The 13980-nt window shown below is 72.6% G+C and carries 9 protein-coding genes and 1 pseudogene; 4 read left to right on the forward strand and 6 right to left on the reverse strand.

All coding sequences use genetic code 11. The features are described from left to right. Positions 1 to 168: pseudogene (gene groEL, locus AB0F88_RS38800) on the forward strand (chaperonin GroEL); the annotation flags it as partial. A 152-nt stretch (positions 169 to 320) separates the two neighbouring features. Here groEL and AB0F88_RS38805 read toward each other — a convergent pair. The 4 genes from AB0F88_RS38805 to AB0F88_RS38820 all read right to left on the reverse strand — a co-directional run bounded on the left by AB0F88_RS38805 (position 321) and on the right by AB0F88_RS38820 (position 8137). Further along, positions 321 to 2342 carry an AAA family ATPase gene (locus tag AB0F88_RS38805; RefSeq protein WP_362696077.1) on the reverse strand — a complete coding sequence of 674 codons (2022 nt, stop codon included), beginning with the start codon at positions 2340 to 2342 and terminating at the stop codon, positions 321 to 323. A 499-nt stretch (positions 2343 to 2841) separates the two neighbouring features. Further along, positions 2842 to 4488, reverse strand: a complete 1647-nt coding sequence (locus AB0F88_RS38810; protein ID WP_362696079.1) for a DNA repair helicase XPB — start codon at positions 4486 to 4488, stop codon at positions 2842 to 2844. A 341-nt stretch (positions 4489 to 4829) separates the two neighbouring features. Then, positions 4830 to 5402, reverse strand: coding sequence for a DUF4190 domain-containing protein (locus AB0F88_RS38815; RefSeq protein WP_362696081.1), 573 nt, complete (start codon positions 5400 to 5402; stop codon positions 4830 to 4832). Positions 5403 to 5701: 299 nt separating this feature from the next. After that, on the reverse strand, positions 5702 to 8137 hold the full coding sequence (locus tag AB0F88_RS38820; RefSeq protein ID WP_362696083.1) for a helicase C-terminal domain-containing protein: 2436 nt from the start codon (positions 8135 to 8137) through the stop codon (positions 5702 to 5704). A 1438-nt stretch (positions 8138 to 9575) separates the two neighbouring features. Between AB0F88_RS38820 and AB0F88_RS38825 the strand changes: the two genes are divergently transcribed. Continuing rightward, positions 9576 to 10184, forward strand: coding sequence for a hypothetical protein (locus AB0F88_RS38825; protein WP_362696085.1), 609 nt, complete (start codon positions 9576 to 9578; stop codon positions 10182 to 10184). 43 nt (positions 10185 to 10227) lie between these two features. Here AB0F88_RS38825 and AB0F88_RS38830 read toward each other — a convergent pair whose 3' ends face one another. Then, positions 10228 to 10851: a helix-turn-helix domain-containing protein gene (locus AB0F88_RS38830; protein ID WP_362696087.1), complete on the reverse strand. Its 624-nt coding sequence runs from the start codon at positions 10849 to 10851 to the stop codon at positions 10228 to 10230. Between the two features lie 328 nt (positions 10852 to 11179). On the opposite strand from AB0F88_RS38830, the gene AB0F88_RS38835 reads away from it, so the two are divergent. Together AB0F88_RS38835 and AB0F88_RS38840 are read left to right on the forward strand one after the other, a co-directional pair. After that, positions 11180 to 11809, forward strand: coding sequence for an HAD family hydrolase (locus AB0F88_RS38835; protein ID WP_362696089.1), 630 nt, complete (start codon positions 11180 to 11182; stop codon positions 11807 to 11809). Between the two features lie 90 nt (positions 11810 to 11899). Next, positions 11900 to 12298 carry a cold-shock protein gene (locus tag AB0F88_RS38840; RefSeq protein WP_362696091.1) on the forward strand — a complete coding sequence of 133 codons (399 nt, stop codon included), beginning with the start codon at positions 11900 to 11902 and terminating at the stop codon, positions 12296 to 12298. A 38-nt stretch (positions 12299 to 12336) separates the two neighbouring features. Here the strand turns inward: AB0F88_RS38840 and AB0F88_RS38845 are convergent, their stop codons facing one another. Continuing rightward, positions 12337 to 13980, reverse strand: coding sequence for an MFS transporter (locus AB0F88_RS38845; protein ID WP_362696093.1), 1644 nt, complete (start codon positions 13978 to 13980; stop codon positions 12337 to 12339).

A 13980-nucleotide genomic window follows, 5' to 3' on the forward strand; every position in this document is an offset into this window, starting at 1 on the left:
CTGTTCGAGACGGGCATCATCGACCCGGCCAAGGTGACGCGTTCGGCGCTGCAGAACGCGGCGTCCATCGCGGCGCTGTTCCTCACCACCGAGGCCGTCATCGCCGAGAAGCCCGAGAAGGCCGGAGCCGCCCCCGCCATGCCCGGCGGCGGCGACATGGACTTCTAAGTCCACGCGCTTTCGAAAAAGAGGCGACCCCGAAGTGCCGGGGCCGCCTCTTTTTGTTTCCGCGCTCAGCCCTGTTTCCGTGCTCCTTGTCGTCGCACTCCGGGTTGTCGTACTCCGGCGCCCTGCGCGGTGGCCCGCACGCGGCCCCGGGGCTAGCCGAGCTGCGCGGGCAGCGGCCTGGAGTGCAGGACGGTCAGGGAGGTGACCGCGCGGGTCAGCACCACGTAGAGGCGGGCCAGGCCGCGGGGTTCGGCGTCGACGATGTCGGCGGGTTCGGCCACGATCACGTGGTCGTACTCCAGGCCCTTGGCCAGGGAGGCCGGGATGACCAGGAGGCGGTGGTCCTCGACCGTGTCGGGGCTCAGCACCCGATGCTCCAGGTGGGCCAGGGCCTCGGACACGGCGCCCACCGAGGCGTCGGGGACGATGACGCCGATCGACCCCTCGCGGGCGAGCGCCTCCTCGGCGGCGCGGGCCAGCGACGCGGCCAGGTCGGGCGCCGGGCGCACCGACAGGGAGCCCGCGCCGGGCCGCAGCGACCGGGGCGCGGCCAGGTCGGGGGCGACGGAGGGCAGCAGCCTGGCCGCGTAGTCGAGGACCTCCCGGGGCACCCGGAAGCCGAGGGTGAGCTCGGTGACCGCGCCGTCCTCGAAGCCGAGATGGGTGAGGACCTCCGTCCAGGAGCGGGCCGACCAGGGCGTGGTGCCCTGCGCGAGGTCGCCCAGCACGGTGGCCGAGCCGGTGCGGCAGCGCCGCCCCAGGGCCCGCAGCTGCATGGCCGACAGGTCCTGGGCCTCGTCCACGACCAGGTGGCCCAGCGGGACGGTCCGCTCGATCATGTCGGCCAGCTCGTCCATCAGCGCGCCGTCGGCCGCCGACCACTTGGCCGAGCGGAAGGACTTGGCGGGCTTCGCCCACAGCAGCAGCGACTGCTCCTCGGCCGTGAGGTCGTCCTTGGCCGCGGCGGCGAGGAAGGCGGGGTCGCTGAACAACCGGTGGAGCACCTGCTGCGGGGTCAGCTTGGGCCAGACCAGGTCCACGAGCTGCCTGACCGGCTTGGACCTGGCCACCGCGTCCTGCACCCGGTCGTCGGGCGACTCGCCGCGCTGCTCCATCCGGACGAGCACCAGGTGGGCGAGACGCTGGGCGAGCGTGGCGCGCCCCGGGCCGTAGCGGGTGGTGCCGCGCAGCGCGGCGACGATCTCGCGGACCTCGTGGTCGGCCACCCGGTAGCGGTTGATCCCCTTGGTGAACAGCACGCCCTCGGTGGGCTTGACGACGTGCATCCACAGGGCGCGCCCGAGTACGGGGACGATCCTCGCGTCCCCCTTGATCGTGCTGGTGGCGGGGTCCTCGGGGGCGGAGTGGTCGCCGAGGATCCCGGCGGCCGTGGTCTGGTCGACCTTGACCTCGCCCAGGGCGGGGAGCACGGAGGAGATGTAGGAGAGGAAGGCCCGGTTCGGGCCGACGATCATCACGCCGGACCTGGCGAGCCGCTCGCGGTGGGTGAAGAGCAGGTAGGCCGCCCGGTGCAGGCCGACGGCGGTCTTCCCGGTGCCGGGGGCGCCCTGGACGCACACCGTCTGTCCCAGGTCCGAGCGGACGATCTCGTCCTGGTCGGGCTGGATCGTCGCGACGATGTCGCGCATCGGCCCCGAGCGCGGGCGCTCGATCTCCTCGGTGAGGATCCTGCTCTGGGCGAGGGCGGGGCCGCCCTGGTCGAGGCGCTCGTCCTCGTAGGCGGTCAGGTCGCCGCCCCGGTAACCGAACCTGCGGCGCAGCGCGACGCGCATCGGGTCGGACGGGCTGGCCTGGTAGAAGGCCCGCGAGACCGGGGCCCGCCAGTCGATGACCAGGGGGCGGCTGCTGTCGTCGTGGACGTGCCTGCGCCCGACGTAGACCGTGCCGGGAAGGTCGTCTCCCGCCTGGCGGTCGAGGCGGCCGAAGAACAGCGGCGTGCCGGAGTGGTCGGCGAGCGCCTCGACGCGCTGGTCCAGCAGCGCCTGCAGGATCTGCTGGGAGACCCAGTCTCCGGCGGCGTCGGAGGAGAGGGAAAGGGCGTGCTCGCGCATCGCGCGGAGCGCCTCCCTGGAGGTGGCCAGGTGCTCGCGCTCGGCGGCGAGGATCAGGGCGGGGTCGTCGGTTATATCGGGGGCCAATTGGTGTGCGGGCACGCTGAAGCGCCTCCCATTCGATAAACGGAGGTGGTGGTCATCGGGCAGCGAATCGACCAGCTTAGCGGCGACTCACCCGTGTCTCAAAAGGATTAACGCCGGACCGGGAGGCGGCGGTCGCGGTCTGTTGCACGGAGGTCGCCCTGCCGGCGCCGGGGAGGCGCGGCGCCGGAAGTCGTTTCACCGTGTTGACGACCGCCGAGGTGGCCGCCCGGGTGGTCGCGGAGGGCGTTCTCCTCGCGGGCGGCCTGATCGTCCGGTCGTCACTTTGATCACCCGGTCGTCAGGTCGCCGTCCCGGTCTTTCGGTAGTCGCCCTGCCACTCTCCGTCATTCTCCGCTGAAATAGCGAAAAAGCGCGGCAAACATGGTGACTCCCTCAGATCATGGGGGTATGTCGCCATTGGCCGCCAGGCCTAGCGAGGGGGTGGTTTGTTTGTCGAAAGCCCGCGGGATTTCGTGGACCTGACACAAAATGACGGCGTGTTCGCCAGGTGGGGTCAATCTCCGGCGAGCACGTCGTCCGCGTCGATGATCTGGTACGCGTACCCCTGCTCGGCCAGGAACCGCTGCCGGTGGGCGGCGAAGTCCTGGTCCACCGTGTCACGGCTGACCACCGAGTAGAACCGGGCCCCGCCCCCGTCTGCCTTCGGCCGCAGCACCCGGCCCAGCCGCTGCGCCTCCTCCTGCCGGGACCCGAAGGTGCCCGACACCTGGATGGCCACGGCCGCCTCCGGCAGGTCGATGGAGAAATTGGCGACCTTGGAGACGACCAGGACCTGGATCTCCTTGTCGCGGAACGCCTGGAAGAGCCGCTCCCGCTCCTTGACCTTCGTCTCCCCCTTGATCACCGGCGCGTTCAGGTGCTCGCCGAGCTCGTCGAGCTGGTCGATGTACTGCCCGATGACCAGCACCTGCTCGTCCAGGTGCCGGCGGACCAGCGCCTCGGTCACCCGGGTCTTGGACGGCGTGGTCGCGCAGAACCGGTAGCGCTCCTCGGACTCGGCCATCGCGTAGGCCAGCCGCTCCTCGTCGGTCAGCGTGACCCGCACCTCGACGCAGTCGGCCGGGGCGATCCAGCCCTGGTTCTCCATCTCCTTCCACGGCGCGTCGTACCGCTTGGGGCCGATCAGGGAGAACACGTCGCCCTCCCTGCCGTCCTCGCGCACGAGCGTCGCGGTCAGGCCCACCCGCCGCCTGGCCTGCAGGTCGGCGGTCATCCGGAAGATCGGCGCGGGCAGCAGGTGCACCTCGTCGTAGACGACCAGACCCCAGTCGCGGGCGTCGAACAGCTCCAGGTGCCGGTAGACGCCCTGCCTGCGGGTCGTCATCACCTGGTACGTGGCGATGGTGACGGGCCGGATCTCCTTCTTTGTGCCGGTGTACTCGCCGATCTCGTCCTCGGTCAGCGAGGTCCGCTTGAGCAGTTCCTGCTTCCACTGGTGCGCGGAGACCGTGTTGGTCACCAGGATCAGCGTCGTCGCCTTGGCCTGCGCCATCGCCGCCGCGCCCACGATCGTCTTGCCCGCCCCGCAGGGGAGCACGACCACGCCGGAGCCGCCGTGCCAGAACGCCTCGGCGGCCTCCCGCTGGTAGGCGCGCAGCTCCCAGCCGTCCTCGGTGAGCGCGATCGGGTGGTGCTCGCCGTCGACGTATCCGGCCAGGTCCTCGGCGGGCCAGCCCAGCTTGAGCAGGTGCTGCTTGATGTTGCCGCGCTCGCTCGGGTGCACCACCACGCCGTCGTCGCCCAGGCGCTCGCCCAGCAGCGGCTGGATCTTCTTGGCGCGCAGGACCTCTTCCAGCACCGCCTTGTCGGTGCTGGTCAGGGCGAGCCCGTGGACCGGGTGCTTCTCCAGGCGGAGCCTGCCGTAGCGCGACATCGTCTCGGCGACGTCGACCAGTAGCGCGTGCGGCACGGGGTAGCGGCTGTGCGCGATCAGCGCGTCGATCACCTGCTCGGCGTCGTGCCCGGCGGCCCGCGCGTTCCACAGCGCCAGGGGGGTGATCCGGTAGGTGTGCACGTGCTCGGGGGCGCGCTCCAGCTCCGCGAACGGGGCGATCGCCTTGCGGCACTCCCCGGCCCGCTCATGATCGACTTCAAGGAGCAGGGTTTTGTCCGATTGGACGATCAATGGCCCGTCAGTCACAGACTTCTCCCTTGGTCACCGCAGGTTACGGCGGATCAGCTCATGGTCGCACTCGTGGACGCCCGCAGGGTCGTCCCGCGCTCCCTGTATGCAACAGACGGGAACGTCCGGGCAGTCCCGTCCGACCCACGCGATCTCCCGGGCCGGTCCTTCACCTGCCCGTATGTCGCGTGTCCGGCCCTCGCGCGCCCGCCTGTCGCGTGTCCGCCCGTCGGGCGTCCGTACGTCGTGTACCCGGTTCGCGCGCGCCCGCCCATCAGGTGTCGTCCGCTCGTCCGGACGGCCGGTCCTCGCGTGTCCGATGCCGCGCGTACGGCTCCGGCGGGCGGTCCTCGGCATGGTCAGCTCGGGCCGAAGGCGCCGTTGAGGCCGGCGATGATGAAGAAGGCCACGCCCAGGACGAGCAGCACGATGTTGGCGCCGTTGCTGATCCAGGCCCACTTGAGCAGGTTCCGCGCGCTTCGCGGGTCGGTGTCGACCCTGCCCAGCGCGAGGCCCGACAGGATGGTGCCGATGAGGCCGCCGGGGCTCACGAAGCAGCTCAGCGCGAGCACGAGGCTGATGACCAGGGCGACGATCGCGTGCGTCCTGACGCTCTCGACCTCGCGGGACGGCGGCGCCCCGTAGCCCTGCCCGTAGGGCTGCTCGCCGTAGCCCTGCCCGTAGCCCTGCCCGTAGGGCTGGTCGGGATGGCCGGGGGTCTGGCCGTAGCCGGGGGCCTGACCGTACTCGGGCTGACCGTATTCGGGCTGACCGTACGCGGGCTGGACGTACTCCGGCTGGTGACCCTGCTGGGTCTGCTCGTAGCCGTACGGCTGCCGGTCGTGGCCCGGGGTCTGGCCCGGCCCCGTGGCGTAGGGGCTCTTCCAGTCGTCCGGGTTGGTGCTGGGGCCTTCGGAGTGACCGCTGCTCACTGGGGATCTCTCGCTTCTATGGAGCTCAGAACGTCAACTGTTATCACGATATGGGTCGTGAGCCGGGTATCAGGGGCGAATGGACTCGGTCGCGTCCCGGCGGCCGGAGCCCGGAGGAGGACCCCCGCGCCTTGGCGAGTGTCCCGATGAACGACGCGGCGGGCGGTGCGCCGCCACCGGACCGTCGGCCGGGCTCGTGGCGGCCCCGTTCCGGAATCTGAGACTACCTCGTGCTCCCGCCCGGCACACCGTGGCCGTACGGGCTTTCCGGCCCTCGGCGGAACCCGGCAGGGGGTGTCTCACACGATGTCGGCTATGCCGGTGATGCGGTGCAGGGCGAAGCGGTGCACCGCCGCCCGCGTCTCGTCGTAGGCGGTGAGATAGCCGCCCTCCATCCGGGCGGGTTCGAGGATCCGGCTGGTGGCGTTGCCCTGGGAGTCGAGGTAGCCGATCCAGACCTGCGATCCCTGCCGGATGGCCTCGCGAAGGGCGGTGATCGTGGCGGTGGCGGGGGAGCGCGGCACCTGGCCGCCGGGGGCGGCCACCGGGGCGCGGCGAGCCTGGTGCGCGGCGTCGCCCGCGCGCACGGCGCGCACGGCGGCCGCCACCACGTCGGCCTCGTGGCCGCTGAACGTGACCGGGGAACGGCCCGCGGAGGTGCCCTCGGTCCGGCGGACGTCGAGCTGGGTGACGATCACGTCACCGTCGAGCGACTCCGCCGCCGGGGCGTAGCCCATCGCGCGCAGCGAGTCGACCAGCGCCGGCCGGGAGGACTTGGAGGCGATCACCGTGGGAGCGAGCCGCCGCAACCGCAGCGGGATCGCCCGCTTGTCGGCCATCACCTCGTCGAGCAGGGAGGGGTCGTCGCACCGCACGTACGCGCTCGCCGTGCCGACGCGCATCCGGCCGTGCCGCCTGGCCACGTCGGTGACCAGGTAGCTGAGCGGCTGCGGCACGGGTGTGGTCGAGTGGCGCTCCAGCATGGCCAGCAGCTCGTCGGCGCCCTGCCCGGCGTCCAGTGCCCGCCGGATCGACCGCTCGTCGAAGCGGTAGACCGTCGCGCCGCCGGTCGACTCCACCTCCGCCGCCATCGCCAGCCATCGCCGCAGGTCGCCGGTGAGCGGCCCGGGGGCGACCGCGGTCAGGTCGGCCTGAAGGAGCACGTGGTCGAGCGGCTCGGGAAGCAGCGGGAGCAGCAGGTGGGCGGCGGACACCGGGCGGCCGCCACCGCCCGGACAGGTCGGGACGGCCGAACCGCCGGCGCCGCCGGAGGGGTCGGGGAGCAGGGCGCGACCGTGGGCCGCGAGCGCCCCGAGCCCGGTGACGCCGATCTGCTCGGCCTCGCGCAACGTGAACTCCACCAGCTGGTCGCGGTGACCTCCGCGACGGCGGGGCTGCTCCCAGGCCAGGCGCTCGCGCACCGCGTCGAGGGTCGGCGCCACCCCCGGCGTCGAGGCGAGCATGCCCAGGGTCGTGGCGCGGACCTCGGCGGCGGCCGGGCGCCGCAGGTCGGGATGGAGGGCGTTGAGCAGCCGGTCGCGCTCGTCGCGCTCGCCGATGACCCCCGGCACCCGGTCCATGGTGAGCCAGGCCGTGGCCAGCATCACCCAGCGGTCCTCCGTGGACTTCACCCGCCAGCCGTCGTAGACGGGGGTGGGCATCCAGTCGCCGTCGACGGTGCCGCTGGACGCGATCAGCCCCGCCGCGTACGACACCTCGATGATCAGCCCTGTCACCCACTCGGGCAGGTCGAGCAGGCCCGCGGTCCGCTTGAGGTCGCGCACGGCCAGGCCGCCGCTGCGGAGCACGCCGGGCGGGTCGACGCTCCAGCGCTCGCACAGCTCCTCCACCGCGCGGGTGAACGTGAACGCCTGCCCGGCGGCCGTGCGGTCGGCGAGCCTCCGGTCGCGCTCGGTGCCCTCGGTCGCGGGCGGGAAGGGGGACAGGTCCCGGTGGACGCGGCCGCCGCGCAGGAACAGGGCGACCTCGCGGGGCAGCACCACGGTCTCCTCGCCGGTGGCGGCGAGCAGGGCACGGGAGAGGAGCTGCTCGATCGGCGACTGCGCGGTGGCGGCGCGCACCTCACGGCGGGCGTTGGGCACCCGGCCGCTGGCCGGGCCCCAGACCAGCTCGTTCAGCGCGGACCGCGCCTGCGGCGAGACCTCCTCGACCAGCCGTCCGACGATTTCCCCGTCGCCGAGCAGCGCGGCGAGTGTCTCCTTGGTGGCGCTCCCGGTGTCGCCGGTGGCGCCGCCCTCGCCCGTGACGTCCTGGACCAGCTCGGCCAGCCGCTCGGCGGGGTGGTGCCTGAACGCCTCCACGGCGGGCGGGCCGAGCCCCGCGGGAGCGTCGAGAACCTCCCGCACCCCGGGCGCCGGAGCCAGGGCGCGGTCGGGCCCGTAGATCAGGGCCATGGTGCGCAGCCGCTCGACCGTCTCCTTGAGGGCGCTCTGGAACTCCGGATCGGCCGTTCCAGGAAGGGCGCGGGCCATCTGGGCACGCAGTGACCTGTAGGCGACCGGGCCGGGCAGCACGGCCAGCGTCTCCACGACCGCGAGCGTGAACCGGTCGAGCCGGTCGAGTGCCCTGCCCACCGCCGACGGGCTGCTCGCCCGCCCGGCCAGCCCTTCCAGGTGGGCGGGCACGGGGGTGATGAGCTCGGGTCGCGCGGAGACGAGAGCCCGCAACCGGTCATCGCTCCGGCCGCGCAGCCACTCGGTGAACTCCGTGCTCATTCCGCCAATGGTAGGAGGCTTGACCGACATCGCGCGGCCTGGGGGATTTCCGGGATCCCGCGAAGAGGGCCGGCCGATCACGTGACGGACGGTGAATGGGGGAAGAAGCTCACGAGCGAGACGATGTCGAGAGAGGATGGCCAGTGTGATCGAGCGTGCGGACCAGCTCGTCCTGGACTACGTCAGCAGGGCGGCCGACGCGGCCCACGGCGTGCTGCCGCCGAGGCAGCGGATCGACTTCGTCGCGGTGCTGCGCAGGCGGATCGACGCCGAGCGGGCCGGAGTGGACGACCCCGCCGCCGTGGAGAGGGTGCTGGCCAGGTTCGGCGACCCGGCCGCGCTGGTCCACCGCGAGTTGCGCCGCCTGGGGAGGGAGGCGCCCTCCCGGGCTTCGGAGAATCCACCGGGGCACCCCGAGCCGCGGGTTTCCGAAAAGGGTTCTCGAGCTTCCCGGGGTTCTCGTGGTTCACAGGGCTCCGGGGGTTCCGGGGGCTCGCGTGAGGACTCCGGCACGGTTCCCCGGCCCCGGGAGGACCCCGTGGGGACCGCCGGTGGCACCGGCCGCTCCGGCCGTGCCGCGGATCCCACCGTCACCTCGGCCGTCGATCCGGTGGCCGCCGTGCCTCTCGCCGCCCCCACCCCGGAAGGTTCCGTCCCCGAGGACCGTCACCCCCCTCGGGGAGGGCACGTCCCCGAGGACCGCGACCCCGTCTCCAAGGGGGCCGACCCCGGGGGTCCCGCTCCCACGCCGCAGGAAGCGGTCTCCGGCCCGGGCGGCCCCGGTCGCACGCCGGAGGGTCCGCCGTCTCCGGCCACCCCCGATCCGGCTGCGCCCTCGCCCACGCCTTCACCCTCGCCCACGCCTTCACCCTCGCCCACGCCTTCACCCTCGCCCAGGCCCTCGCCCTCGCCCTCCTCCGCGCCGGGTGAGGCGGAGACGGCCGGACGTGCCTCGTCGGCCGCCCGCGAGAGCACGCCGGGGGATCCCGGTCCCCCGCCCTCCCGCCGCCCCGTTCGGGGGCATCCGTACGCCTCGACGGGTGCTCGCCCGGATGCCGGCGAACCCGCGCAGGGCCATCGCGCCCCGGACCGTCCCGAGCCGGAGCGCCCGGAGCCGGGTGCTCCCGGGTCCTCGGCCTCGCGCGGGTCCAGGTGGGTGGAGCGGATCTTCCCGGGCCGCGCACGGTCGTCGTCGGCCGCTCCGGAAGAGGACGAGCCCGACATTCCCCTCGGTAGTCGCCCGGAAAGCGGGGGAGACGCCGCGGACGAGTGGGAGGACGCGGTGGAGAGCGACCCGCCGACCGAGGAGATCCCGTCCGTACAGGACCCTCTCCCGCCGCCGGTGGCACGGGGGGAGACACCGGAGCAGCCTCAGGATCCGCGGGAATCGCGGGAATCGCGGGAAGCACGGGAATCGCGGGAATCGCGAGGTGAGCGTGTGGAGGGGCCGAAGGGAGATCGAGCGAAGGCGCCGCTCGGGAAGCCGGGAGGCGCGGAGAGCCGCCCGGGGCTTCCGCCCGGCGTGGCCAGGGGGATGCGGGAGGCCGAGGAGCGGCTGGCCAGGAAGCAGGCGCGAAACCGGCCCGACTGGCTGCGCCGGCGGCGCCCGGTCCGGTCGAGGGAGGACGTCGTCCCCGGCACCCAGGACGCCCGGACGATCCTGCTGGGCCACCGGCGCGAGATGGTCGGTCTGGCCCTGCTCGCCCTGGCCGGTCTGCTGATCCCCTTCCCGCTCGCCCCGATCGCGATCTTCAGGATCCCGGTGCTGGTCTGGGCCGTCGCGGCGCTCGTCGTGATCGCCTGCGAGAACTGGCACACCTCCGACAAGGCGCTCGGGCTGGCCGCTCCGATCGTCAGTTACTCCCTCGGCGGCGGGCTGGTCGCTCTGGTGAGGGCCAGGAACGACCTCGGCACGGTGGTGGACGAGTTCTTCACCATCAGCGGGCTCATGTTCATGCTCGGTACGGCGTGGGCCGTCTTCTGGCTGGCCTACCGCCTGCTCAATCCCCCGGTGCCCGTGGGAAGGGGATTCCGCCGGCCCGGGTGACACCGGTGGAGTCCTCCCGGTCCCCGAAGGGCCGCCGGGTCTGTCAGCCGATGGCCTGGACCGCCGGCCGGGGCAGCAGGCCGAGGGCGAGGCGCACCCAGGAGGCGACGAAGCGGTCGCGCTCCACGCGGCCGGGAGGCTCGCCCACGGTCTCCTCGAACAGCTGGTAATTGATCACCGCTCCGCCGAGCACGGCGCCGATGGCGGGCCAGTCGGCGGCGGCTCCGGCGTACTCGGGCTGGGCGCGGAACCACATGGTGATCGCGTCGAACATGGGCTGCAGCAGACCTTCGCGCACGGTCACGACCAGCTCGGGGAACTGGCTCAGGTCGCGGAAGAAGACGCGCGTCAGCTGCCTCTCCTCACGCACCTTGGCCAGCCCCAGACCGCACAGGTGGGCCAGCCGTTCCTCGACGCCGGTCGAGGTGTCGACGACGCTGAGCTCGGTCAGGGTCTCGGTGATCTGTGCCCGCGTCCTGGCGGCGTGCTCGTTCATCGCCGCGGCCAGCACCTCGTACTTGGACTTGAAGTGCCGGTAGAGGCCGCCGGCGCCGGGAGACAGCCCGGAGGCGGCCTCGATCTCGGCCACCGAGGTCGCCGCGTAACCCCGTTCGGCGAACAGGCGCAGTGCCTCGTCGATGATCCGTTCGCGCGTCGATCTGGTCATTCTCTGCCGATACCTCCTCCGTGACCTTATCCAGTGCCGCCCGGGCCGGGCCGCACCGCACCGCGGCGCGTCGCCTCCCGCCCGTGCCGAGGCGGTTGCGGGTCCACCCGCGAGACGGCCCGCCGCCCGATCTCACCGCCCGATCTCACCGCCCGGAGAAGCGCAGGAGAGGGACGCGCACTCACCTTCCGGATAAGGAAATCTTTTCGCGAAGGCTTCCACGGCGGAGGGTCTCATGTACAACGCTTAGGATTAGCCATGTTTAGGGTGATTTGGCATTCTTTGAGGGCTTCTCGGAGAATCCTCTTCGCGAAGCCGACAAGGAGCGGTGAGTGACCTGATGAACTCCGTGGGATTCGACCTCGATCTGACGCTCGCCGACACGCGCGCGGGCATCGCCGCCGTTTACGACGAGGTGGCGCTGCGTACCGGCGTCTTCATCGACAGCGTCGCCGTCGTGGCCAGGCTGGGGCCGCCGCTGGAATGGGAGCTGGCCAACTGGATGCCCGCCGAGGAGGTCCCCGCGGCCGCCGACGTCTACCGGGAGCTGTACCCGTCGATCGCGATCCCCGTCACCACCCTCATGCCCGGCGCGCGCGAGGCCGTCGAGGCCGTACGGCGGGCGGGGGGCCGGGTCGCCGTCGTGACGGGGAAGAACGCCCGTGACGCGGCGAGCACGGTCGAGTTCCTCGGCCTGGAAGTGGACGAGGTCGCCGGGTCGGTTTTCGGGGCGGCCAAGGGTCCGGCCCTCGCGGCTTTCGGCGCCGCCGCATATGTTGGAGATCATGTCGCGGACATCGACGCGGCACGAGCGGGGGGAGTCGTCAGCGTGGCGGTGGCGACGGGCGTCTATCCGGCGGGAGAACTACGTGATCACGGAGCCGATGTGATCCTGGGTGATCTGACCGAGTTCGTCGAATGGTTCGACGGCTGGCGAACCCCCGCCGCTCTCGTGTAATTCGGGCCCCAATACACGGTCGCCCTCGGCGCCCGCTGGGCATAACCTACATCCATTCCTTTTCACGACAGTCTGAACGAGGTCACCCCTGTGCCGAGTGGCAAGGTCAAGTGGTACGACGCCGACAAGGGATTCGGCTTCCTCACCCGCGACGACGGCGGTGAGGTCTTCGTGCATTCTTCCGCGCTACCCTCCGGCGTGGATTCCCTCAAGCCGGGCCAGAAGGTCGAATTCGGCGTGGCCGAGGGGCGCCGTGGCCAGCAGGCGCTCTCGGTCCGAGTGATCGATCAGCCCCCCACCCTCGCCAAGACCGCCAAGCCCAAGGGCAAGCGCAAGAAGCCCGACGAGATGGTCGTCATCGTGGAGGACCTGATCAAGCTCCTGGACGCGGTCTCCACGTCGTACCAGAGGGGCAAACAGCCCGAGGCCGCGCACGCGAAGAAGATCGCCGCCGTGCTCCGGGCCGTCGCCGACGACCTGGACGACTGACCCCCGCCGAACGCCGAACGCCCGGAGACCCGCGCGGCTCAGCCGTGGGGGTTGGTGAGCGGTCTGGTCCGCTTCTCCGTCGGGGGGTCCCCGTGGTGCACGACCGCGGTGGTCGTCCCGGCGGGTCGCGGCCTGGCCCGCTCCTCCGGCGTCGCGTCCCGTGAGGGCCGTTCCCCGTTCGTCGCGGGGTGCGGCCCGGACGGGGCGGGACGCGAGTCCCTGGCGGCCTCGACCCTGGCGTCCACCTCGCGGACCCGCCTGCGGCGGCGTACCAGCAGCCAGCCGAGTGAGCCCGCCAGCACCGCGGCCATCACGGCCAGCCCCGCCGACCCGCCCGCGAACAGCGAGAGCCAGAGCCCGACCATGCCGCCCAGCACCCAGGCGATCTGCAGGAAGGCCTCCACCACCCCGAACGTGGACGAGCGCACCTCCTCGCCGATCTCCCGCTGCACGATCGCGTCCAGTGCGAGCTTGCCCAGCCCCTGGGCGAACGCGGCGACCAGGGCGACCGCCACCGCGCTCCACAGCTGGAAGACGACGGCCGCGAGTATCGTGATCGCGGTCGTCATGGCGAGCGTGCCCAGCACGATGACCTGCGGGGAGTGGTTGCGCACCCACGAGGCCACGGCGGTGCCCGCCAGCCCTCCGACCCCGGCGGCCACCGCCAGCACGCCGATGGCGACCACCGGCGGCAGGCCGGGCAGGTTCTTGTCCTGGACGAGGAAGAGCAGATAGAAGAGCAGGAACCCGGAGTAGAGGCGGATGGCCACGTTGGCGTGCATCGCCTCGGCCACCACCGGGCCCACGTTCAGCATCGTGCGCCAGCGGGGCGGCCGTTCCTCCCCCTCCTCGTCCAGCCCCTCCAGATCGGGGGAGTCGATGTGGCGCGGGAGCCGTACGGCCAGCACGCCCTGGAGCAGGAAGAGCACCGTCGCCCCGCGCAGCACCCACTCGGCGCCCAGCCAGGCGCTGGCGCCCGCGCCGATCGGCACCGCGACGCCCGCGGTGACCAGCGCGAACAGGGCGACCCGCGCGTTGGCCGTGACCAGCGCGATGTCGGCGGGCAGCACGCTCGGCATGATCGCCGCGCGGGAGACGTTGTAGGCCTTCGACAGCACCAGCACGGCCAGCGCCGCCGGGAAGATCGTGAACACGTCGCCGGGGACGATCGCCGCCGCCATCGCGAAGCAGAGCAGCCCGCGGCCGAAGAGGGTCCCGGCCATCACGAAACGCCGCCCGGAGCGGAACCGGTCGAGGACCGGGCCGACGAACGGCGCGACCACCACGAACGGGATCATCGTGATCAGCAGGTAGAGGGCGACCTGGCCGCGTGCCTCGTTCACCGGAAGCTTGAAGAGGGTGCCGGCCAGGGCGGCGGTGACCAGGGCGTCGCCCGCGCTGTGCGCGGCGGTCAACTCGATCAGCTGGCCCAGCCCGGTGCGGCCCGCGCCCTGCGCGTGGGTCAGCCGTCGCGCGGCCCGGCCCGCCCGCTGGGTGCCGCTGACCGCTCCCCGGCCCGCCCGCGCCGTCGCCCGGCCGGCTCCCTTACCGGCTCGCGCCGTCACCCGGCTCGTGCCGCGGCCCGCGCGCACGGCGGCCCGGCCCGCGGCGGCGGCGGCCCCGCCGACCCGCCGAGAGGCCTCGCCCACCGTCTTCCGCGCCCGTTCCCACCCAGCTGCCAC

The organism is Streptosporangium sp. NPDC023963, assembly GCF_040639135.1.
In the GTDB taxonomy this organism is placed as follows: Bacteria; Actinomycetota; Actinomycetes; order Streptosporangiales; family Streptosporangiaceae; genus Streptosporangium.

Excerpts from the sequence above, each read along its gene's own strand:
- AB0F88_RS38820 (WP_362696083.1), bottom strand. The coding sequence starts at position 8,137 with ATGAGCACGGAGTTCACCGAGTGGCTGCGCGGCCGGAGCGATGACCGG.
- AB0F88_RS38830 (WP_362696087.1), bottom strand. The coding sequence starts at position 10,851 with ATGACCAGATCGACGCGCGAACGGATCATCGACGAGGCACTGCGCCTG.